The organism is Falsochrobactrum shanghaiense, assembly GCF_003149535.1.
Classification (GTDB): domain Bacteria; phylum Pseudomonadota; class Alphaproteobacteria; order Rhizobiales; family Rhizobiaceae; genus Brucella; species Brucella shanghaiense.
Map to the genome: position 1 here is coordinate 19,366 of NZ_QGDB01000008.1, position 19,908 is coordinate 39,273.

Consider the following 19,908-nt stretch of genomic DNA (forward strand, 5'->3'; position numbering starts at 1 on the left):
TCTTTGAGCGCAGGATGCGATTATCTCAACGAGGTGGCGGACTCAAGTTCTGAACCATATACGGATTGAAGCGAGGTGGATGGATGCGAGGAAGTTTTCGTTGCGCTTGACCATCATCGAAAATCCTGCCGAAGCCCACATGCAGATAACGGTGAAGGAAGGCAAGGAACTCAAGCGTTATGAAGCCAGTGGCAAAATTGGCGAGGGGAAGGGGTGCGGGCTGGCATAACCTATCGACTGGATGACGGACGGATGATTTATATTCCTGAAGGCCAGATACAAGAGCGGGATTAACGCACATGAGCGAAATCGCTGATCCAGTCTCGAAGTTGTTTTCGGGGTTCAAGCGGCCAGTTTTCTGAACCCATTTATTCAGGCCGCCCAGAATGTCTGCTCCAGTCCCATGGAACCTCCAGCGCTTTTGGAAGTTTTTCCTGCATTATAAAGGCTGATGAAGCGCGAGGCTGGATAAATATTCAGCCGCGTTATCTCAGGCAGACGGGCGATACCACAGCGAGCGAGGACGGCATCTGATGGCTCCGCGGGCAAACTGGAAAGGCCAGCTGAAAGTTGACCAGCTTTTATGTCCGGTCGCGCTTTATACGGCAGCGTCCACCTCGGAACGCGTTTCTTTTCATCTTCTCAATCGTAAAACCGGCAACAGGCTGAGCCGTGAATTCGTCGATAGCGATACGGGCAAGCCGGTGGCACGTGAGGATCAGGTGAAGGGTTATGAAGTTTCCTCGGGCAATTATATCAGCTTCGATCCGGAGGAAGTAGCATCGGCTATACCCGAGAATGACAAGACGCTGAATGTGACGCGCTTCGTGAAATGCAATGAGATCGATGATGTCTATTTCGACCGGCCTTATTATCTTGCGCCAGACGGGGACGCGGAAAGTTTCGCGCTGCTACGGCAAGGCATGGAGGCGGAAAAGGTGGTGGCAATTGCCGAAGCCGTTTTGTTTCGACGGGCGCGCAAACTGCTTATCCGCGCCCATGATGGTGGCCTGATCGCAACCACGCTCAATTTCGATTATGAAGTGCGGTCCGCCGCCGAGGTTTTTGGCGAGCTTCCGGCTTTTCAATTCGATAAGGAAATGCTGGCACTTGCCAGACATATCATCGAAACGAAGATGGGGACTTTCGATCCGGCCGGCTTTGATGACCGGTATGATGCAGCCCTTGCCGAACTCATCAAGGCGAAGATTGAAGGCAAGCCGCTGAAAAAACCGGCAGCGCATAGGACCGCAGAGGTCATCGATCTCAAGGAAGCGCTTCGTAAAAGCGCAAAGCTCGACGCTTCCCGGGGCAAATCCGCTGAAACTGGCAGGCGCAGCGCGAAAAGCCGAAAGGCGGGCTGATGATGCGACAGCCGCTTGATACCTATTACAAGAAGCGTGATTTCAGCTTGACCAAAGAGCCGCGCGGGCGCGCTTTGCGCATGAAGGGAAATCTCTTTGTCGTGCAAAAACATGATGCGCGCAGATTGCATTATGATTTTCGCCTTGAAATGGATGGTGTCCTCAAAAGCTGGGCCGTCACGCGCGGGCCGAGCCTCGTGCCCGATGAAAAGCGCCTTGCCGTGCATGTCGAGGATCATCCTCTGGAATATGCTGGTTTCGAAGGCACCATACCCAGGGGCGAATATGGCGGCGGCACGGTGATTGTCTGGGATCGGGGCCGCTGGAAGCCCGAGGGCGACCCGCGCAAGCAATATGAAAAAGGTCATCTGGTCTTCGAGCTTGAGGGCGAAAAACTCAAGGGCCGCTGGCATCTGGTGCGCATGCATGGCAAGCCGGGTGAAAAGCGCGAAAACTGGCTGCTCATCAAGGGCGATGATGAATTTGCGAGAAATCGGCAGGATGCCGATATTCTCAATGAGCAACCGCAATCGGTGAAGAGCGGACGCGTGATCGCCGAAGTTGAACATGAAGAGCCGGGCTGGTCTTCCAAAACCGGACCGATCCGCAAGAAAGCGACTGCCAAGAAAGCTCTGCCTGCTCCAGCGACCTTTCCCGAACAAGCGGCCAAATCGAAGATGCCGGATTTCATAGAGCCGGCGCTTGCCACCCTTGTCGCCGATGCGCCCGAGGGGGATCGCTGGATGCACGAAATTAAGTTCGACGGTTATCGCATTCAGGCGCATCTGGCTGACGGTAATGTGACGCTTTATTCACGCGGCGGGCTGGATTGGACCAGAAAATTCGGGCAGGCCATCATGGATGACCTGCTCGCTATGGGCGTGAAAACGGCGATTTTCGATGGCGAAATCGTGGTCGAAAATCAGTCTGGCCTGTCGGATTTTTCAGCGCTGCAAAGTGATCTGGGCGATGGGCGAACCGACCGCTTCGCTTATTACATCTTTGATCTTCTTTATTGTGACGGTTACGATCTTCGCGCGGTGCCGCTGTCGGACCGAAAAGCGCTGGCAATAAAGCTCGTTTCACAACCATCTGCGGCAGTGCGTTTCAGCGAGGGTTTTGAGGCAGCTGGTGAAGAGGTTTTGAAAAATGCCTGCGGGCTGGGGCTGGAAGGCATCGTCTCGAAACTCAAGGATGCCACCTATAGCAATGGCCGCACCATGGACTGGCGCAAATCGAAATGCATTGGCCGGCAGGAATTTGTCATTGCCGGGTTTGTGCCCTCGAGCGCGACGCGTGGTGCGATTGGCTCGCTCGTTCTTGGCGTCCATGACACGAAGGGCCTGATCCCCGTCGGGCGGGTCGGCACCGGCTTTTCGGTCAAGAGCGCAAAGGAGCTTTATAGTCGGCTCAATACCATGCGGCAGGAGGAAAGCCCTTTTATGGTGCCGCTTACAGCGGATGAAAAGCGCGGAGTGAAGTTCGTTGCGCCGGAACTTGTTGCCGAAATCGAGTTTCGCGCCTGGACGGCAGACAAAAGGCTGCGTCATGCAGCTTTTCGCGGCCTGCGCGACGATAAACCCGCTCAGGACGTCAAATGGGAGAAACAAGCTGTGCCTGCTATCACGTCCGATGCCTCCACGCCCGAGACCGATGTAAAACTAACCCATCCCGACAGGGTCTACTGGCCCAAGGAAGGCGTAACGAAACAGGGGCTTGCGGATTATTATGCCGAAATATGGCCCCTTATCGAGCCGTTCATCATCAACCGGCCGCTTGCCTTGCTGCGCTGCCCCACGGGGATCGAGGGCGAGCATTTCTTCCAGAAACATGGATGGAAAGGGCTGAATGAGCATATTGTTGAAGTGCAGGACCCATCTGACAAAGATGAGGAGCCCTTTATCAGCATAAAGGATTTCGATGGGCTGATCGGACTGGTGCAGGCGGCATCGCTCGAAATCCATCCCTGGGGTTCGACGCTCAAAAACTGGGAACAGCCCGATATGGTGACGATGGATCTTGATCCGGGGGAGGGGGTTGTCTGGGAGCGCGTCATTGAAGCGGCCTTTGAAACAAGGGAGCGGCTGGAAAAGCAGGGGCTCGCCGCCTTTGTGAAAACCTCTGGCGGGAAGGGATTGCATGTGGTGGTTCCGCTCAAACCCCGGGCCGACTGGCAAGCTGCAAAGACCTTCACCAAGGCCATTGCCGATCAGATGGCGGCCGACAGCCCGGAACGTTACGTCTCGACGATTTCCAAGGCGAAGCGCAAGGGCAAAATCCTGATTGATTATCTGCGCAATCAGCGCGGCATGACGGCGGTGGCGCCCTATTCACCGCGTGCGCGGCCGGGGGCTGCGGTATCCATGCCGCTTGCGTGGAATGAGTTGAGCCCGGCGATTGGTCCGGCGCATTTTACCGTTCTGAATGCGTCGACGCGACTGTCCGCGCTCAAAAGCGATCCCTGGCAGGATTTCCGCAAGGCGGAAGTCCCGCTGCCGAAAACGAAAGCAAAATAAATTCAGGACGGTTTTTTCTCGCCAGCGAGGCTTTTGCGCAGCGCATCCATGATATTGACGACATTGCCCGCGGAAGGAGCTATGGCTTCGGTCTTGGGTCTGGCAGCTGGCTTGCGTTTCTTTTTGCGCGCTGCAATCATGGATTTGAGATTTTTCTGCACTGGATCTTGCAGCACGTCAGGATCCCAGCCTTCGGTGCGTTCCCTGATGAGTTTACGCACCATGGTGACCAGTTTCTTTTCCGGCTCGCTGTTTTCGATCTGCGCAAAATAATCATCCGGGTTGCGCACCTCATCGCCGAAACGCAACGTCCAAAGTATAATTCCCTTACCGCGCGGTTCCAGCAAAACCGCCCTTTCACGCCGATACATGACGAGCCGGGCGAGGCCGAAGACCTTGCTCTTTTCCATTGCCTCGCGAATAACAGCAAATGCTTCCTGCCCTACCTTGTCGGACGGGGTGAGATAATGCGGTTTATCATACCAGATCCAGCCGATACTGTCAGAGGGAATGAACTTGTCGACATCGATGGTTCGGGTGCTTTCCAGTGCGACAGATTCAAGCTCTTCATCTTCGAGAACGACGTAATCTCCCTCGGCCTTCTCGAAACCTTTCACCTGATCCTCATCGCGCACCATCTTATGCGTCTGCGAATCCACATAGCGGCTGACGATACGGTTGCCCGTTGTCTTATTGAGCATATGGAAACGAATTTTGTCGCTCTCGCTCGTCGCGGGCATAAGCTCGACCGCGCAGGTGACGAGTGAAAGTTTAAGATAGCCCTTCCAGAAAGCATGCGGCACGGTTTTTCCCTCGCAAGAAAAAGCATAACCGGGCTGGCCCCGGATAGTTCCCAAAAGAGGCCAAACTATTGAGAACTGGGGATTTGGAAATATCTGCTGCTTCGCGTTCTCTTTCCTTCACGCGCTGAGGTTGAACTACGTCAAATGCGCGACAGCCTTCCCCGCAAAAGTGATCACTATTACAAAAACTCTGGGGAACCTCGATCAATATGGCGAGTTAGCGTCTCTATCGTCTATCAGCGGGTAGTCCATGCAGCCCTAGAGGAAGAGAAATGGCACAGATTCACCTACGAGGCCAGATATCAAACTCCAAGCAAATGAGAGCTCAAGGAAGCCGGGCGCCCGGGAAGGAAGGCGCGGAAGCAGATCGCGAAGATAAAATCACATCGAATAATTTATACGAGCAGCGCCTGCGGCCCAGAACGCCGAACCAATCGGCTAACCATACACTTGGCTCTGCAGCCATCTTGTTCATCGTCACATCCTTGCATCAATCTGACGTGATGTCTTGTAAAGATGCGATGGTTCAAAACGACGCTTTACAGCCGGACGATCTTGTTGCCATGATTCCTGCGCTGCGCGCTTTCGCGCGCTCGTTTTACCGTGACAAAGAGAATGCGGAAGATCTGGTTCAGGAGACTTTGCTAAAAGCCTTGGCCAACCGGCAGAGATATATACCGTTTTCTCCGCTCAAGTCGTGGCTGTTTACCATTATGCGTAATACGTTTTGCACAAATTATCGGATGCAACAGCGCGAAATTCCCGGCCGTGGTGAATATTTTATAGCGACTGTAGACGCTTCGCAGGAGGTGGTAATGGAAACGAAGGATGTAGAGATTGCCCTTCAATCACTGCCTGCCAAGTATCGCAACGTTCTTTCTCTGGTTGTGCTCGAAGGAAAAAGCTACGAACTGACAGCACAACTTTGTGGCTGTTCGATTGGAACAGTAAAAAGCCGGCTGCATCGTGCGCGCCGTAAATTGAGTATATTGATTGAAGGGGCGTGAATTTGCTTCGGCCCCGCTGAAATCAAAACATCTCCTGATGTTGTATAAAAAACAGCCCTGAATCACGCAATATCTTGTCTTTCATTGCAAACCATGGCCAAATAACAGGTATGGTTCAATCATATAATAATAGAGTTAGCTTATTCGTCGATCGGAAAATTCTGGTCTTTGAAGATCTCTTTTTACTCTCGCAAGAGGCGCAAAGTAAGCTTGTGAAAATGGGAGCGACGGTGTTGGGACCCGTCAATACCACACAGAGCGCGCTTGATTTTCTGGAACGAGAGAATATTGATGGAGTTATAATTGATATATCGCTCGAAATTAATCAAGTGTTACCGATCATAGCAAAACTCGATGATATATCGGTGCCTTTTATATTTGCATTTTCAAACAATCCTCACCTCGATGCAACGGATTTTTCCGGTTTTGTATTAAGTCATCGCGAGAGCGATCTGATAACCATTGCGGAAGCACTTTTTATTCGCTCCAATAGCGACCATTGAACTTATCCTCAATTTGGGGAGGCACGGACCTGGGCTTATAGTTCGTGATTATATGACGCCGATTTTTCGAGGTGGATGGATTTGTCCGCTGATAGCCAGGTTCCCTCATTGAGAGGTGGAAACAGGCTCAAGTACCCGCCCCGGTAACAAATTCGAAAAATCGATAAATATGCGGGAACAATATCTGGCCACCTCGGTTGGGATAGCCGTCATTCGACTATCAGAGGAGCTAAGGTTATGCCAGGCCGATACCAGCGTGAAGATCGAGGCGACTATTACAACGAGCCATACAGAAATCGGGGATTCGAGGGTTCCAGGGGAGGATACGGGGGCTCCGACGATTATGAACGCTATGCCGACGAGTACCAGTCCCGGCGGCGTTATGACGACGATGAAGACGAGCGTTATAGCTATAATTCGCCGCGCCGTGACTCTTTTTTTAAGGATGAGCGTTCTTCTGAAGGCGCGCGAAGCGGGACGCAAAGATATTCTGTCTCCGGCGGACAACATCGAGGGAAAGGCCCAAAGGGCTATACTCGTTCGGATGAGCGGATCAAGGAAGATGTCTGTGACGCCTTGATGGACGACGCCGATCTCGACGCCTCGGATATCGAGGTGAGCGTAAAAAAAGGCGAAGTCACGCTTCAGGGACAGGTAGAAAAACGCTCCGATAAGCGTCGAGCAGAAGAATGCGCTGAAGCTTGTCTCGGTGTTTCAGACGTTCAGAACAATATCAAAATCCGTTCAGCATAATAACCGCATCAAGAGACTCATGGCTTCGGGAAGGGAGCCTGAGAGGAGCTTTTTTACAAAGCTCACTAGGCGTCTTTACGCCAAATTTGTAAAAATGGAGGAATAAAATGCCACGTAATATGCCAGAAAGAGATGAGCAAGGCCGCTTTGTAAGTGAAGACCACAGGGGCCGATCAGAAGATAATCATCGCCGATATGCCCGTACTTATGACGACGATAATCGTCGGTCCGGCCGGTATGATGATGATGATCGCAGCCGCAGCGGTCATGGCGGTTGGTTCGGAGATTCTCGTGGTCACGCAGAAGCAGCTCGCAGGGGATGGGACGAACGACGCGAGGATCACGATTATGATGATCGCCGCCGTTATTCGCGGCGGGATGATGACGATGATGATCGTGGCCGTGGGTGGTATGGAGATTCCCGCGGCCATGCAGAAGCGGCGCGGCGCGGCTGGGATGAACGGCGGGACGATCGCGATTATGATGACCGGCGCAGCTATTCCAGCCGCGATGATGACCGGCGCTATTCCAATCGGGATGATGATTATCGTTCCAGCTCAGGTCATGGCCATGGCGGCTGGTATGGGGACCCCGAAGGACATTCCCGTGCAGCAAGGCGGGGATGGGATGAGCGCCGGGACGACGACTATGATTATCGTCGCCGCCGGTAACTGGTGATTAATCGATAAAAACAGAGCGGCCTTATATAGGGCCGCTCTTTCTCATATTGCATCTGATTGCTGTCTGAACGTGATTTCCAAATAAAATAACGGCTTAAAGGAGTTCCGATGTCTCCACTTAAACAGGAATCGCTGCCGGAACTTCTGTGACATAATAAAACGGAAACTCAGCCGGGCATGGACAATGAAGTCAAGTGCGCTTCCAGTTCGTCATGTCGAGCCGTAAATTTTGAATGGGCAAGCCTTGCAGCGAGTTCCGCAATGGAATTCAAATCCCGCAATCCGCTTTCATATAACCGGATAATGCATCCAGCGAGCTCTTCGGCAGAATAGGAACGGTCACTTTCTTCTAAAATGATTGCGGATTGAGAAAAGCAGCTACGCAAGAAGTTAACTTCATTTGGAGAATAAATGCGGCTAGCTTCGTTGAACAACGGCATATCGGCCTCCCTGGAATACGAAATCTTAACGATACGCTCTTTGCGCGATATAGATAGCGCTAAAACACGATCCGTTGTCTGGGTACGATAGCGTACAGAGGCAGGCGCGAAATATTCTGGAACCAACCCCTTGTTTCGCTTGTTCATGACGCAAGCGGTCAGGGAGATATAAAGAATGTCTTTTCCATCACAAGGCGCGATGGCCAACAAACTCCTGGCTTTGCTTCCGTCATCCGATTACGACGCCATTGCCCGCGAGATTACCTATGTCGAGCTTCCGCGCGGTTTGACGCTCGCGAAAACGGGCAGACCGATTGAATATGTCTATTTTCTTACGAATGGTATTGGCTCGGTTATTGTGGCAACTGCGGAAGGTCGCCGGGCCGAGGCCGGGATTTTCGGTTTCGATGGATATATTCCCACTTCAGCAATAGCTGGCGTGGAAACCAGCCCTTATGATGTCATTATCCAGGTGGCGGCACAGGGATATGAAATGCCTTATGAGAATTTCCGTCGTTGGATGGACAGCAATCGCAGTTTTTCAAACATAATGATACGTTCGATTGAAGCCTTCTCGATTCAGCTTGCCTATACGGCCGTCTCGAATGCAATTCATGAAGTTACGCAACGCTTGGCCCGGTGGCTATTGATGTGTGATGACAGGATATTGGGCAATGAAATAGCGCTTACGCATGAATTCCTCTCGATAATGCTCGCCGTCAGGCGTCCCACGGTCACGACTTCACTTCATGTTCTGGAGGGACTGGGCTTTATCCGGTCGGAACGCGGGGTCATCATTATTCGCAACCGTTCGGGACTGGAACAATATGCCCATGATGCTTATGGCCGCCCCGAAAAGGAATATCGCCGTTTGATGCAAGGTTTTTCGTAACTTACGATAGCCGGAGCCGGTCGCCAAAAAGCTGGCTATATTCATTTTCAGGTTTTCCATAGGCTTCGCCGGCGAATTCCTCAAGGCCTCTGCGATCACGTATAATGATACGTCCCCGCTCCGATCGCACCAGTCTTTTGCCTTCCAGCAAATGAAGTCCGGTGGTGATGCTCGGACGCCGGACACCAAGCATAAGCGCGATGAAATCGTGGGTCAGGATGATTTCATCGCCGTCTGTACGATCATGGGACATTAACAGCCATCGTGCCAGTCGCTCGTGTATATGCAAATTTACATTTGCCCACACAGTGTAGGAAATCTGCGAGGCAAAGCTGTGAATGTAACGCGCAAGCAGACTGGCAAACATGCTATTGCGATTAATTTCCTTTATGGCTGCGCTGATAGCTATCCGGTGACCATACCCGCTAACCTGCATGATTACGTCATGAATGCTCGTTGTCGCTCCTACGGCTCCCGAAGTTGGCGAGAATCCTTCACGTCCTACCATCCCGGCTTCTGCTACCCGTCCTCGTGTGGATGTGGCGATGACCGAAGCTATCCCGCCGCAAAGAAAGTAAAGATAGTCGATAGGTCGATTGGCTCTAACAATAATCTGGCCACGCTCAAGGGTAACAGGTTCCAGCAGTGAATAAATATTACCGAGAACGTCTGAAGGCAGGCTCTTAAGAAGTCGATTATGCAATTTGGGCTCGCTGTACATTTGTCCTACTTCGGGCAAAGCACCAACTTTGCGCCCTCACACCCCATTTCCATTGAGGTTTTGAGTCTATACCATTGTATTTTCACAAAGGATTTTCTGTACGCTAGCAGACGGAGTGGCGCCGCGCGGCAATTCAAATGCCAGGGGGAGTGCGATAGAGCTGAAAAACTCCAATAAAGATTACGTTCAGGTAGCGTATGCGAATTGAGAAATTTTGCCGAGTTCCTCAAGGAATAATGATCGTTCCCGATCGAAGCCGGTTTGCGCACGCAGGCGTAGCAAATAGGATGGATGGATCGTCACAAAGATAAAATCATCTTCGTACTCCTGTAACCGACCGCGTATCTGCCCGATTTTTACCGGCTTGCCGAAAAGGGAACGCGCGGCAACTGCACCCAGAGCGACAATAATTTTCGGCCGAACCAATTCAATTTCCTGCCGAAGCCACCATCGGCATGCTTCGATGTGGCTGGTGGAAGGTCGTTGATGCAGGCGTCTTTTACCGCGCTGGACATGACGAAAATGTTTTACGGCATTGGTGATGTAGCACCCGGCACGGTCGATATGAGCCTCATTCAGACAGCTGTCAAAAAGCTTGCCGGCGGGACCGATCAACGGGCGTCCTGCGCTGTCCTCCTTATCGCCGGGCTGTTCGGCAACGAAGAAAATCGGAGCATCAATCGGACCTTCGCCGAAAACTGTTTGTGTTGCGTGTTTATAGAGTTCGCACCGTCGACAACTCTGCGCTTCAGCGCAGAGTTGCTCAAGTTTATTTTGTCGAGGCAGAGTTGCTGATTGTGTCATTGCCGTAGCCATTGCATGACAATTGCTTGCAGGAACTTCAAATCCGTTCGGACGAACTCTTAGCGCCAGCGCAGGCGTTCACGTTCAATTTCGGCTGCTGTGTAAGGCGCGCCCGCTGCATTGAAATTTTCCCATCCCTCTTCAACATAAGCATCGCGTCGTTGGGCAATATTAACGCGACCCCAATCTTCCAGAATGGCTTCCACTTGCTCCCGGTCGGTTTCATCGCAACGAACCGTGACCAGGGTACTGCCCCGACGAATGGCTTCGCTATAGGCATGGGCTTCTGCTTCCGGTACTCCGGTTTCGACGAGAGCGCCGACGAGCCCTCCTGTCACACCGCCTGCGGCAGCGCCGCCCAGCAGCCCGACGAGTGTTGCAGTCAGCCAGCCGCCAGCGACAACGGGACCAACACCGGGGATGGATAGCAAGCCCAGTCCGGTCAGCAGTCCTGCTCCACCGCCAGCAACCGCGCCGATACCCGCTCCTGCTTTGGCGCCCGTAGCCGCACTGCCTTCCTCCTGCAATACATCCTCAGCATATCTGCCGTCTGTATTATTGGAAATCAGACTGATATTATCAGCCGACACACCTGCTTCTTCCAGAGCGCGAACAGCATCAGCCGCTTCGTCGTGATTGTCAAATAGACCTGTGATATAAGTCATTTTCATCTCCTTGTTTGCTTCCCTGCCTTGCCGTCATTTCGTGGTGACGTTTCCCTGAAAATCGAGAAGGACTTTCACAGTTTGCCCATTTTGGGCAGCATCGGCGCTCCAGATGCCGTCCTCGCCCAGCTGCAGATTTGTGATGTCCGTAAAGCCCGCATCCATTATCCGCTCCCGGGCCTGATCTTCAGTAAAGCTGTTTTCGCCCGCCACCGGTGCCTGCGGGTTGTTTTTTCCAGGGGTGCTGATTGCGGGAGTCTGTGCGTCGTCGGATGGTGCGGTTTGAGCCAAGGCAGCCGGCGCAAGCAGCATAAAAGCCGCGCTGGCGAAATATCGGATGGTCCGTTTCATCATAAGCTCCATTGTTTGCGGGCTGGAGCGGCTCGTGTTTGAACAAAATCGCCGGAACCGCTCCAGGCCTTTGTTTTATCGCCCTATCTTGGTGGAAAACTTTCATCCGGGCAAACGGACGACGATCAAGCCGCTTCAGCATGAAGATTAACAGAGGTCTCGGCGATTTTCGTGAGGTCTTTGTCAGTCTGCCCTTCTTCCTGCAAGGTTTGATCCAGCAGCTTGGCTATATCCTTGTGCCCAAGGGTCTCGGCCCAGCGTTTCAACGTGCCATACCGTGTAATTTCATAGTGTTCGACCGCCTGCGCAGAGGATATGAGCCCGGCATCAAGAGCCGGACTGTTTGAAAACTCTTCGATAATTTCCTCCCCCTCCGCGATGATGCCTTCAATGGCATCACAGGTTTTGCCCTGTGCGCGTTTACCGAGAAGCTCGAAGCATTGCTGTAGTCGTTCTATATGGCCTTCGGTCTGCTCCCGGTGTTTATCGAAGGCATTTTTGAGTTTTTCATCGGTAGCAGCACGGGACATTTTGGGAAGCGTTTTCAAAATCTTGCGTTCTGCGTAGTAAATATCCTTGAGCGTGTCATAGAACAGATCGTTGAGATTGCGTTGTTTGGTGCTGGCCATTGCAGGCTCCTCCTCATTATGTTTGCGAATATCCCTGTCGTCTGAATGAAATCCCGACGACTACTGACCTAACCCGCCAGGAAGGATTTTGTTTCATGCACGCATCGGAATAATCCAGGCGAACAGTTGCGATTATTAAGGCTGCGTTGGAGGTGGTGACCGACCGCAAATCCATTCGCTACACCTATGATTGATTGCTTGCTGTTGGTATTGTCACGACTTGGATTTGTGTTCGGGTTTGCCTTTCTGTTTGGTGGAAGCCATTTTCTCAAGCTCCTTTTCGCTCATGGACTTGGCCATTTCTTTCGATGCGCCGCGCAGTTCGCTTTTTGGCTTATCTCCGCGTTTTGCAGCCAAAGCCGCACCTGCGGCCTGTTGTTGTGCTTTGGATTTTGCGGGCATTTTCGTCTCCTTATTTTCCGGGATAGCGTAATATCTTCTCACTGGAGGAAGGATGTGGCTTCGGCGGCAATGGAATTACATTCGCGTTGATCGCCTCCCAAGCTATCACCTGGGCAATAGCAGGCAGAACAAGCTCTGATCTGGAGCTTTTTTCTTATCGTTGAGGCAAAAACCCGGGCATTACCCGGGCTTTTACTCTGATTAATCACGATGTTCCGGCATTTCCTTAAGCTGCTCCTTGGACCAGCCTGTCACCGCATGAACCTCGCCATTCTCGTCGCGCATAAAATCAAGATTGCTGATTGGCACGGCGACGGGCTTGGCCCCGATTCCGAGAAAACCGCCAACGTCGACAGTAACGGTACTTCCGCTACCCGCTCCATGCATATGGTCCACAGTCCCGACCTTCTCATCGTCGACACCATATATAGTTGCACCTTCAATATTAGCGGGCGTGAGTTCCTCGTTCGTCAGACGGACGTGAGCAGAGTGGTCCATTTTCTTTCCTCCATTTTGGCTTTGAACCACAAACCTTTCAGGAGGGCTATTTGTTCCCAAAATGCGGGATCAGGAAGAACAAAGGGCAATCTTCAAAAGGGTGGCGAGGTTCCGGGCCGGGTCCGGTTTCAAGGGGGCAGAGCAACAAGCTTGCAGAGCCTTTCTTCCAGCAAGAGCGTCGAAGCTTGGTAGCGCTGCATGTTCTTGGGCCGCTGGAGCAAACAAGCGAAAGGGAACATCCGCTATCCTTGGCGGTTATCGATATTCGCAAGAGGGGAGTTTTGATATGGCCCACGCAAAGAAATGGTCAGCCGAAGTGACCGATCATAGCGATGCTTTAGATCTCGAACCGCATGTGTTCGAGCAGGATGATCCGAAGGAAATTGCAGCCTCCCTGAAACGCTCGGCTGACAAGAGCCATAAGCGCAAGACGGAGCCATTTCGCTCGGCCATGTCTATGCTGACCTTCTATATCAACCGAGCTGGCAAGAATTTGCCGGAAAAGCGCAAGCAAGTGCTGGAAGCTGCCAAAAAGGAACTGCGCAAGGCTTATGGCAAGGCTGACCAGCCTTAAGCCCGCCTTGAACAAGGGAGAGACCGATGAAAATCTGGATCGACGAATGGATCATTCGATCTGTGGGTTCCGGGACACCGTCCGACCCGCCGGAAATACCGGAAAATGAGCCGGAAGGCATTCCGGTCGAGCCGCCGGAAACCATTCCTGAACCGGACAAGGCGCCGTTCAGCCCCGACGAGCCTGAACAGATACCGCCCCTACCTATGCCCGAACAACCTTCGCCCGGTCCCGCCAACCCGGGTCAGCCAGCAATGCACGGTGCCACTCTCCTGTCAATCTGAACCGGGATAAGGAGCGCTCTGCAACATGCCTGCCAGACATGCGCAGTTAGCGGTCAGCCGGGGGTAGCTGCGCGTATTTTTCTAGATTGAGGCCTCGCCCCGATAGGTGACGCATTAGCGGTATCAGCATTACGCCAATCAACTGTGATTTAGCATGTTTCCATGAGAAAGGCGGAATCCCGGCTACGAGCATGGCCGTCCGAAAGAGACCTTTCGGCGTTCTGCCCTATAGCTAACGCATGACCAGCAACTGTGGTGTGGATGCTATCGGAGCGCAAACGAGAACAAAGCCTGGACCATTTGTCAGGCAGCAACCGCGCGGAGCGATTTCTCTATTTCTCCGCCGCAATAGGCTTTGCCATAATCTTTGAAGCTTTTGGTATCCAGCGCAGCGAGTGAGGGGAGCGCCTGAACACGTCTTGAAAGGTTCATGATTGTGGGAGAAGTTTCCTGAATAATGGTCTCAATGACAGCGAAGCGATCGGCCATCGTAGTCCAGAGGATGGATGTCACGATACCCGTTACGTTGATGACGCCTTTCGGGGGCGAGCGCTGCAACCCGTCGAACCGAAGGCGCGAGCTCGGATGAACCAGATCGTCAGCATAGCTGACGCATATATCTATCCGCACCTCGTTTGGGGATTGTATATCGAGCTTGTTTCAAAGGCGGCCAAAGGCGAACCGGCTGACGAAAGTCGTGTAGCGCTGGCACGGGCGAAATCGCCGGTGTGCATTGACGTCCTCGCCGAGTTCCTGGGCGACAGCCTTTGGCTTGCCGGCAATCACATTACCCTGGCCGATCTCTATGTCGCCCCGATGCTCGACTACTTCTTATTGGTGCCCGAGGGGCAGGAAATGTTCTCCGCGAAAACAAATCTGCGGAAGTGGTGGGATCGCATGAATGTTCGTGAAAGCATTCAGCTTACCCGCCGAGCGAGATGACCGCCTGCGGGCGACCCTTTGCTTGGGGTCGAGAATGGAACTTGTAGGGATATTACGTGTTCCTCAATCGCCTGATAGGCGCCCCGTCCTGCCAGAAGGAGCGAGAAATAGCGATATGCAATTTACAGAGGCATCGCTACAGACAACGGTCGGCGAATTCGCCATGATCGATTATGGTGGAAGCGGTCCAGACTGCCTTTTGATCCATGGCACAGGCCAGAATGCTTTGGCGTGGCGGCAAGTGGCCGAACTGCTCAGCCATCGATTTCGCGTGATGGCGTTCGATATGCGCGGTCATGGCCAGACTTTACTTGATTCCAGCGATGCCGAACAATATTGGCGCGACATCGGGCCAGTTCTGGCGGCAGCGCGGATGGAGCAGCCTCTCCTGATAGGGCACTCCACCGGTGCCTATGCGGCCATGGCATATGCAGCGTCGGGCGGGGAGGCATCGGCGATCGTCTGCGTCGACGGCTTCACGCTTGATACCGGCGATGCAAATTCGCCTCTTACGGAGGAAGACTGGCAGGCTACGCAGCGTCAATTCTTCGATCTGTTCCGATATGGCTGGCGTACTTCACGAACTGATCGCGACAAATATATCGAAAAAGTCGTGAACTCAGCTGATGGCGATCCGTTTAATACGGGCATAGAACCGGCCCAGCTTCGCGATATGCTGGAACGGTGCTTCGTGGAGAAGAACGGCGGCTGGCTTCGCCGCCCGACTTTCGACGAGATCAGGACAGTCAGCTTGCCGGATGCAAATAGCCGGATCAGGCCGGACAGGACGATCTATGATCAGGTCGATGTGCCGATGCTGCTGATCTGGGCGCAGCATGGTCTGTCAGCTGACCGCCTGCAAGACCTGAAATCGCGCGTGGCCGGAAGCCGTAATCGAATGCTCGCGACTATCGATGCATCGCACAACGTGCCGATGCAAAAGCCAGCGGAGCTTGTCCGGCTGATTTCCGATTATTGGTGGCGAGATCTGCGCCGATGATTGCAAAGGTTCCGAATTACCAATCGGTTATTCTTCGCCTTCATGCGCGGCTCGGGCTACCATGGACCGGCGCCGCAGTGATGCTAATCGCGCCCGACGCTCGATGTCGCCGCGCAAGGGCTGATTGCCACATCATTCTATACCGGGCACAGCGTCAATGGGGAATGAAGCGGGTGTTTGGCTGCCGGCCTAGGGTACCCGGATCGACGTCGGCTGAATGATCCTGTTGGCGGCTGGCTTTATGGGCACTACTCACCGTTGGCCGGTAATTGATGATGCGGATATCTGATTGTTGCTTCTGTCGAGGTTGAAGGTGCAGGCGGTCATCCTGTTTACATGGGGCCTATGAAACACCTGGTGGATAGCTGAGACTACGCGGATTCGCGACGCGGTTCAGCGAATAGCTGCCTGATTGACCCTTGCGAGCATTTTGGTGAGTTGGTTGTTCTCATGACGCAGCTTTTCGATCAACTGATGCTTTAGCGCGGTATTCTCGGCTTGCAGCGCTTCGATTTCATCGCCGGTTGGCACTGCTACGGACAACGGAATGGCGGGCAGGTCAATGGGCTGTTCAACCCGAGGCTTTTTGGCTCGACGTGTACGGACCGCACGTTGTTTTGGTTCAGATGCGTAGCGTGCGGCCGGATTGGAAGATGGCATTGCTGGCAACGTATCAACCGTGGCTGGTTTCGCCGTATCTTCTGCTATCGTGATTGGGGGAGCCTCGACAGAAGCAGGTACAGGCTCTGCCGGTGGCAGCTCGGCTGTCAATGTGACTGGGGCGGTTTCAGAGACTGTAATTTCTGACACAACTTTCTCACCCGGGGTGGTGGGATCTTCCTCCACCTCACGGGCAATTGCCTTGAGGTCGATATTGCCCCAGAGGGCATTGGGTTTGTTTCCCGACCGGGCGCGCCGACCGCCCTTATATTCAACGATCACGCCTTGCAGCGGATTTTTCATCTGCGGATAAATTCCCTGAATGATGTATTGGCTTTGACAGGCCATTGGAATTGCCAACTGGCCCTGTCATCTGCATCTTCCTATACATAGAATGGTATTTTTGCAATTCTATCTGTGTGTGGGCTTCATGTTCTCCCACGACTGAATGTGCCTTCAACCCATCTGGACCCGCTATAGTCGCTGTCAATGAATTATACATTCATTTTGTCGATGATTGTTGATTGATGTTAAACTCACACTATCAAAGCCTCTGGAGAAGAAAAAATGGTCGATGACAATATCATTGCAACGCAAGAACAGCCAAGCAAAGCGGAAGCGGTGGTCTCTGAGAAGCCAAAGCCACAATCGCGCAGCCGCAAGAAAGCTGCCAGTGCTGAGCCGGTAAAGGCACCCGCCAACAAACGCAAGATGTACTCTGCGCAAGAGCGTCGGAACATCCTTGCTTCGGTGGCCAAAAGCACGGCGGATGGCAAGACCACGGTGAAAGAAGCACTCAAGGCTGTGGGGGTCAGCGATCAGGCATATTACAACTGGAAAAAGGCTGCAGATAAAAGCGCACCCGCTGCATCTTCAGCGGTTCATGGCGACGAGCTGAAAGATCTTGTTGCACTGGAAGCGGAGAACAAGCGTCTTCGTCGGGAACTGGCTGATAAATTACGGGCGGAGAATGCCGAACTGCGCAGGCGTCTGGCGCAGATCTAGCATTGTTTGCCTGTCTGCTGCATGGATTATCGAAGAGCCGCATCCTTCAGCTGAGGCGATGACAGCATTTTGGCTTTTGCAAACCGTCGGCGTTGCACATAGCTTGGTTCCGATTGTGTCCTGATATTTGGCCATGCAGACGGGAGGGGCACATTATTACGGCTATTATGCTGTCTGCCTGAAACGGATGGTATAAGGGCAAGCCGTCTCAGCACGGAAAGAGAGGTGGAATGGCGATGAAATCTCTGGGTCAGCGTCTTGTTGCGGGGCTGAAAAACTGGCGATCGCGCAAGAAAGACATCTCGCCGGAGGAAATGCCGGATAGCGGGAGCATAGCCAGCGAAGGCCCGAAACAGTCTGATCATGAGATGGCAAAACAGCAGCCGATCAAGGCCACGGCGACAGACGCTGATGAAGCAGATACCATGGGACCCCAGCCGACTGAACCGGTAGACTTGTCCGAGGCTTTAACGCCATCTGACCAGCCACAAGCGTCTGTGAAAGCAATCAGCCGCGCCGAACCACTTCCAGGTGCGGAAACAAAGGACATCGCCCCGGCGGCATCTGTTGCGCCCAAACCGGTCCAAAAGCGATCACGCGCGAAGAAAGCAGTAACGAAGGCAACTGATGGCTCAGGAGCAGATGCGGGATCTGCAGTCCTTGATGGTAAAAACGCGCAGGTAGATAAAAAGCCTGACAATGACGGTATAGCCAGCGACGGGGGAGCGCAGCTTAACAACATCTCTGCTCTGGTTACAGCGCCAGACCAGGATCAGGAAGGTGGCAATATAGCCGGGACGACAGAGCCGGAAAGCCCATCAGAGGCATTTGCGCAAGCCGATAAGCTACAGGAGGAGCCTACTGGTCAAGCGGAGCCTGTCAAGGAAGAAGGGACAGACCAAACTGCTGCCACCCATGCCGCCTTGGCATCGCCACGCAAGCGATCTCCTGCAGGAAAATCCAAATCCTCGGATGAACTCGTAACCAATAGGGAACTGGCGTCCCTTGAAGCAGAAAATGCCCGCCTCAAACAGTTGCTCAGCGAGAAGCTGTTGGTGAAGCGGGTCGATCCGGAAAACTGAATTGATTTGCCACTATGATAACTCGAGCTATAAGTGGAACTGAAGCAGAGGAAGTCTGATGGCTGCCACATTGTTGCCTGGGACCTCCAGCTCGATCCGTCCGCTGTCCGTTGTCACTGTCTTGCGACTATAGCCATACCGGCTGTTGTTGCCCTGTTGTTGCTTTGCTCCTCCTGGCCAAGATGGGGATCCATCAGCATGTATCTAGATCAGGAGCCGTAGCTGGTCTGGCTCCGTTGTTTCATGGCCCGCGAAAGAGGAGATGGTGACGCCAATCAAGCGAATGCCTTTTTCAGTCGGAAATACGAGAGCCAGCAGTGCAAATGCCAGATTCATGATATCAACAGCGGTGAGCAGCGGCAAGCCTACGCTCCGGCTGCGTGTGATCTGTTGGAAATCAGTATATTTGACTTTCACAGTGACCGTTCGGCCAAATAGCTGCTTGTTTTCGCAAACGCGCCAGACTTTTTCGATGAGCGGGATCAATTCGGATCGGGCTGTTTCAAGATCATGAACATCGACAGCGAATGTATCCTCGGCGCCGATAGACTTTCGTTCCCGGTTCGGCTGCACGGGCCTGTTGTCGATGCCTCGTGAAATCCGATAATACCAGCCACCCGATTTCCCGAAATGCTCGGTGAGGAATGCCAGCGACTTTGCCTTCAGCTCTGCCCCTGTCAGAATTCCGAGACGCTCCATTTTCGCGGCTGTCGCCGGTCCCAGACCATGAAATTTCTTGACTGCGAGGGCTTCGACGAAGGCAGGTCCCATGCGCGGCGTAATGACGGCCTGTCCGTTCGGCTTATTGAGATCGCTGGCCATCTTGGCGAGGAATTTACAATAGGAGATGCCGGCTGATGCGTTGAGACCGGTCACTTCCTTGACACGGGCGCGGATTTTCAGGGCGATTTCGGTCGCGATTGGCATATTCTGCTTGTTGTCTGTCACATCGAGATAAGCTTCATCGAGGGACAGGGGCTCGATCAGGTCGGTATGCTCAGCAAAGATCTCTCTGATTTGCGCGGAAACGGCCCGATAGACATCAAAGCGCGGTGGAACGAATATCAGATCGGGACAACGGCGTTTGGCGGTGACGGAGGGAAGGGCGGACCTGACACCGTAGGCCCGCGCCTCATAGCTTGCAGCAGCCACGACGCCACGGGCGGCTGAACCGCCGACGGCAACGGGCTTTCCTCTCAGCTCCGGATTATCGCGTTGTTCGACGGAGGCATAGAAAGCATCCATGTCCACGTGAATGATTTTGCGGACAGAAGCGGGTTCTTCGCTCTGTCTGTCGTGATTATCCATATTCGCGTCGGTATTGTCCGTCAGC

General features: G+C 53.2%; 25 protein-coding genes and 1 pseudogene. 14 read left to right on the top strand and 12 right to left on the bottom strand.

What is annotated here, in order from left to right; all coding sequences use genetic code 11:
• Positions 1 to 139: 139 nt before the first annotated feature.
• The 3 genes and pseudogenes from DKP76_RS19865 to ligD all read left to right on the top strand — a co-directional run bounded on the left by DKP76_RS19865 (position 140) and on the right by ligD (position 3,880).
• A pseudogene (locus DKP76_RS19865) lies at positions 140 to 294 on the top strand (DUF2149 domain-containing protein).
• A gap of 239 nt (positions 295 to 533) precedes the next feature.
• On the top strand, positions 534 to 1,364 hold the full coding sequence (gene ku / locus DKP76_RS16390) for a non-homologous end joining protein Ku (protein ID WP_109707772.1): 831 nt from the start codon (positions 534 to 536) through the stop codon (positions 1,362 to 1,364).
• 2 nt (positions 1,365 to 1,366) lie between these two features.
• Positions 1,367 to 3,880 (top strand): DNA ligase D, encoded by a 2,514-nt coding sequence (gene ligD, locus DKP76_RS16395; RefSeq protein WP_109707838.1) that lies wholly within the window; start codon positions 1,367 to 1,369, stop codon positions 3,878 to 3,880.
• 2 nt (positions 3,881 to 3,882) lie between these two features.
• On the opposite strand, the gene ku (DKP76_RS16400) is transcribed toward ligD, so the two are convergent.
• On the bottom strand, positions 3,883 to 4,683 hold the full coding sequence (gene ku, locus DKP76_RS16400; protein ID WP_109707773.1) for a non-homologous end joining protein Ku: 801 nt from the start codon (positions 4,681 to 4,683) through the stop codon (positions 3,883 to 3,885).
• Positions 4,684 to 4,955: 272 nt separating this feature from the next.
• Here ku (DKP76_RS16400) and DKP76_RS16405 point away from each other — a divergent pair, with 272 nt between their 5' ends.
• The 4 genes from DKP76_RS16405 to DKP76_RS16420 all read left to right on the top strand — a co-directional run bounded on the left by DKP76_RS16405 (position 4,956) and on the right by DKP76_RS16420 (position 7,624).
• Positions 4,956 to 5,690: a sigma-70 family RNA polymerase sigma factor gene (locus DKP76_RS16405; RefSeq protein WP_342587844.1), complete on the top strand. Its 735-nt coding sequence runs from the start codon at positions 4,956 to 4,958 to the stop codon at positions 5,688 to 5,690.
• 74 nt (positions 5,691 to 5,764) lie between these two features.
• The gene (locus tag DKP76_RS16410) at positions 5,765 to 6,193 is read left to right on the top strand and encodes a response regulator (RefSeq protein WP_245410256.1); all 429 of its coding nucleotides are present in this window, start codon (positions 5,765 to 5,767) and stop codon (positions 6,191 to 6,193) included.
• Between the two features lie 237 nt (positions 6,194 to 6,430).
• Positions 6,431 to 6,946, top strand: coding sequence for a BON domain-containing protein (locus DKP76_RS19870; protein WP_109707775.1), 516 nt, complete (start codon positions 6,431 to 6,433; stop codon positions 6,944 to 6,946).
• Between the two features lie 153 nt (positions 6,947 to 7,099).
• Positions 7,100 to 7,624, top strand: a complete 525-nt coding sequence (locus tag DKP76_RS16420; RefSeq protein ID WP_109707776.1) for a hypothetical protein — start codon at positions 7,100 to 7,102, stop codon at positions 7,622 to 7,624.
• 169 nt (positions 7,625 to 7,793) lie between these two features.
• On the opposite strand, the gene DKP76_RS19670 is transcribed toward DKP76_RS16420, so the two are convergent.
• Entirely contained in the window at positions 7,794 to 8,273 is a 480-nt protein-coding gene (locus DKP76_RS19670) for a hypothetical protein (RefSeq protein WP_245410257.1), read from the bottom strand.
• Here DKP76_RS19670 and DKP76_RS16430 point away from each other — a divergent pair.
• Positions 8,242 to 8,958, top strand: coding sequence for a Crp/Fnr family transcriptional regulator (locus tag DKP76_RS16430; protein WP_109707777.1), 717 nt, complete (start codon positions 8,242 to 8,244; stop codon positions 8,956 to 8,958). The genes DKP76_RS19670 and DKP76_RS16430 overlap by 32 nt on opposite strands.
• Position 8,959: 1 nt before the next feature.
• Here the strand turns inward: DKP76_RS16430 and DKP76_RS16435 are convergent, their stop codons facing one another.
• The 7 genes from DKP76_RS16435 to DKP76_RS16465 form a co-directional block, all read right to left on the bottom strand.
• Complete coding sequence (locus tag DKP76_RS16435; RefSeq protein WP_109707841.1) at positions 8,960 to 9,679, bottom strand: Crp/Fnr family transcriptional regulator; 720 nt, start codon at positions 9,677 to 9,679, stop codon at positions 8,960 to 8,962.
• A 186-nt stretch (positions 9,680 to 9,865) separates the two neighbouring features.
• Positions 9,866 to 10,483 (bottom strand): UdgX family uracil-DNA binding protein, encoded by a 618-nt coding sequence (locus DKP76_RS16440; RefSeq protein WP_109707778.1) that lies wholly within the window; start codon positions 10,481 to 10,483, stop codon positions 9,866 to 9,868.
• A gap of 59 nt (positions 10,484 to 10,542) precedes the next feature.
• Positions 10,543 to 11,148, bottom strand: a complete 606-nt coding sequence (locus DKP76_RS16445) for a hypothetical protein (protein WP_109707779.1) — start codon at positions 11,146 to 11,148, stop codon at positions 10,543 to 10,545.
• A 33-nt stretch (positions 11,149 to 11,181) separates the two neighbouring features.
• Positions 11,182 to 11,499 carry a hypothetical protein gene (locus tag DKP76_RS16450; RefSeq protein ID WP_109707780.1) on the bottom strand — a complete coding sequence of 106 codons (318 nt, stop codon included), beginning with the start codon at positions 11,497 to 11,499 and terminating at the stop codon, positions 11,182 to 11,184.
• Between the two features lie 125 nt (positions 11,500 to 11,624).
• On the bottom strand, positions 11,625 to 12,128 hold the full coding sequence (locus tag DKP76_RS16455; protein WP_109707781.1) for a YciE/YciF ferroxidase family protein: 504 nt from the start codon (positions 12,126 to 12,128) through the stop codon (positions 11,625 to 11,627).
• Positions 12,129 to 12,341: 213 nt separating this feature from the next.
• Positions 12,342 to 12,530 carry a DUF3008 family protein gene (locus DKP76_RS16460; RefSeq protein WP_109707782.1) on the bottom strand — a complete coding sequence of 63 codons (189 nt, stop codon included), beginning with the start codon at positions 12,528 to 12,530 and terminating at the stop codon, positions 12,342 to 12,344.
• Between the two features lie 201 nt (positions 12,531 to 12,731).
• Complete coding sequence (locus DKP76_RS16465) at positions 12,732 to 13,028, bottom strand: PRC-barrel domain-containing protein (protein ID WP_109707783.1); 297 nt, start codon at positions 13,026 to 13,028, stop codon at positions 12,732 to 12,734.
• Positions 13,029 to 13,314: 286 nt separating this feature from the next.
• On the opposite strand from DKP76_RS16465, the gene DKP76_RS16470 reads away from it, so the two are divergent.
• Together DKP76_RS16470 and DKP76_RS16475 are read left to right on the top strand one after the other, a co-directional pair.
• Positions 13,315 to 13,602 (top strand): DUF3175 domain-containing protein, encoded by a 288-nt coding sequence (locus tag DKP76_RS16470; RefSeq protein WP_109707784.1) that lies wholly within the window; start codon positions 13,315 to 13,317, stop codon positions 13,600 to 13,602.
• A 26-nt stretch (positions 13,603 to 13,628) separates the two neighbouring features.
• Positions 13,629 to 13,886, top strand: a complete 258-nt coding sequence (locus DKP76_RS16475; protein WP_199224833.1) for a chitin-binding protein — start codon at positions 13,629 to 13,631, stop codon at positions 13,884 to 13,886.
• A 303-nt stretch (positions 13,887 to 14,189) separates the two neighbouring features.
• Here the strand turns inward: DKP76_RS16475 and DKP76_RS19070 are convergent, their stop codons facing one another.
• Positions 14,190 to 14,375 carry a hypothetical protein gene (locus DKP76_RS19070; RefSeq protein ID WP_146198939.1) on the bottom strand — a complete coding sequence of 62 codons (186 nt, stop codon included), beginning with the start codon at positions 14,373 to 14,375 and terminating at the stop codon, positions 14,190 to 14,192.
• A gap of 96 nt (positions 14,376 to 14,471) precedes the next feature.
• On the opposite strand from DKP76_RS19070, the gene DKP76_RS16485 reads away from it, so the two are divergent.
• Positions 14,472 to 14,828 (top strand): glutathione S-transferase family protein, encoded by a 357-nt coding sequence (locus tag DKP76_RS16485; protein WP_109707842.1) that lies wholly within the window; start codon positions 14,472 to 14,474, stop codon positions 14,826 to 14,828.
• Positions 14,829 to 14,943: 115 nt separating this feature from the next.
• Positions 14,944 to 15,828: an alpha/beta fold hydrolase gene (locus DKP76_RS16490; protein WP_158279453.1), complete on the top strand. Its 885-nt coding sequence runs from the start codon at positions 14,944 to 14,946 to the stop codon at positions 15,826 to 15,828.
• Positions 15,829 to 16,221: 393 nt separating this feature from the next.
• Here DKP76_RS16490 and DKP76_RS16495 read toward each other — a convergent pair whose 3' ends face one another.
• Positions 16,222 to 16,836, bottom strand: a complete 615-nt coding sequence (locus DKP76_RS16495; protein ID WP_109707787.1) for a hypothetical protein — start codon at positions 16,834 to 16,836, stop codon at positions 16,222 to 16,224.
• 219 nt (positions 16,837 to 17,055) lie between these two features.
• On the opposite strand from DKP76_RS16495, the gene DKP76_RS16500 reads away from it, so the two are divergent.
• A complete protein-coding gene (locus DKP76_RS16500) occupies positions 17,056 to 17,493 on the top strand; it encodes a transposase (protein ID WP_109707788.1) in 438 nt (145 codons plus the stop codon).
• 230 nt (positions 17,494 to 17,723) lie between these two features.
• Positions 17,724 to 18,575 (top strand): hypothetical protein, encoded by an 852-nt coding sequence (locus tag DKP76_RS16505; protein WP_109707789.1) that lies wholly within the window; start codon positions 17,724 to 17,726, stop codon positions 18,573 to 18,575.
• Between the two features lie 204 nt (positions 18,576 to 18,779).
• On the opposite strand, the gene dinB is transcribed toward DKP76_RS16505, so the two are convergent.
• A complete protein-coding gene (dinB, locus tag DKP76_RS16510; protein WP_109707843.1) occupies positions 18,780 to 19,883 on the bottom strand; it encodes a DNA polymerase IV in 1,104 nt (367 codons plus the stop codon).
• Positions 19,884 to 19,908: the final 25 nt, after the last annotated feature.

Bases quoted from the DNA above. Each gene is read 5' to 3' on its own strand.
- dinB (WP_109707843.1), bottom strand. From the start codon at position 19,883: ATGGATAATCACGACAGACAGAGCGAAGAACCCGCTTCTGTCCGCAAA.
- DKP76_RS16500 (WP_109707788.1), top strand. From the start codon at position 17,056: ATGGTCGATGACAATATCATTGCAACGCAAGAACAGCCAAGCAAAGCG.
- DKP76_RS16495 (WP_109707787.1), bottom strand. From the start codon at position 16,836: ATGGCCTGTCAAAGCCAATACATCATTCAGGGAATTTATCCGCAGATG.
- DKP76_RS16440 (WP_109707778.1), bottom strand. From the start codon at position 10,483: ATGACACAATCAGCAACTCTGCCTCGACAAAATAAACTTGAGCAACTC.
- DKP76_RS16505 (WP_109707789.1), top strand. From the start codon at position 17,724: ATGGCGATGAAATCTCTGGGTCAGCGTCTTGTTGCGGGGCTGAAAAAC.
- DKP76_RS16460 (WP_109707782.1), bottom strand. From the start codon at position 12,530: ATGCCCGCAAAATCCAAAGCACAACAACAGGCCGCAGGTGCGGCTTTG.
- DKP76_RS16430 (WP_109707777.1), top strand. From the start codon at position 8,242: ATGTCTTTTCCATCACAAGGCGCGATGGCCAACAAACTCCTGGCTTTG.
- DKP76_RS16465 (WP_109707783.1), bottom strand. From the start codon at position 13,028: ATGGACCACTCTGCTCACGTCCGTCTGACGAACGAGGAACTCACGCCC.
- DKP76_RS16455 (WP_109707781.1), bottom strand. From the start codon at position 12,128: ATGGCCAGCACCAAACAACGCAATCTCAACGATCTGTTCTATGACACG.
- DKP76_RS19070 (WP_146198939.1), bottom strand. From the start codon at position 14,375: ATGGCCGATCGCTTCGCTGTCATTGAGACCATTATTCAGGAAACTTCT.
- DKP76_RS19870 (WP_109707775.1), top strand. From the start codon at position 6,431: ATGCCAGGCCGATACCAGCGTGAAGATCGAGGCGACTATTACAACGAG.
- ligD (WP_109707838.1), top strand. From the start codon at position 1,367: ATGCGACAGCCGCTTGATACCTATTACAAGAAGCGTGATTTCAGCTTG.
- DKP76_RS16475 (WP_199224833.1), top strand. From the start codon at position 13,629: ATGAAAATCTGGATCGACGAATGGATCATTCGATCTGTGGGTTCCGGG.
- DKP76_RS16405 (WP_342587844.1), top strand. From the start codon at position 4,956: ATGGCACAGATTCACCTACGAGGCCAGATATCAAACTCCAAGCAAATG.
- DKP76_RS16470 (WP_109707784.1), top strand. From the start codon at position 13,315: ATGGCCCACGCAAAGAAATGGTCAGCCGAAGTGACCGATCATAGCGAT.
- DKP76_RS16450 (WP_109707780.1), bottom strand. From the start codon at position 11,499: ATGAAACGGACCATCCGATATTTCGCCAGCGCGGCTTTTATGCTGCTT.
- DKP76_RS16445 (WP_109707779.1), bottom strand. From the start codon at position 11,148: ATGACTTATATCACAGGTCTATTTGACAATCACGACGAAGCGGCTGAT.
- ku (WP_109707772.1), top strand. From the start codon at position 534: ATGGCTCCGCGGGCAAACTGGAAAGGCCAGCTGAAAGTTGACCAGCTT.
- DKP76_RS16485 (WP_109707842.1), top strand. From the start codon at position 14,472: ATGAACCAGATCGTCAGCATAGCTGACGCATATATCTATCCGCACCTC.
- DKP76_RS16435 (WP_109707841.1), bottom strand. From the start codon at position 9,679: ATGTACAGCGAGCCCAAATTGCATAATCGACTTCTTAAGAGCCTGCCT.
- DKP76_RS16490 (WP_158279453.1), top strand. From the start codon at position 14,944: ATGCAATTTACAGAGGCATCGCTACAGACAACGGTCGGCGAATTCGCC.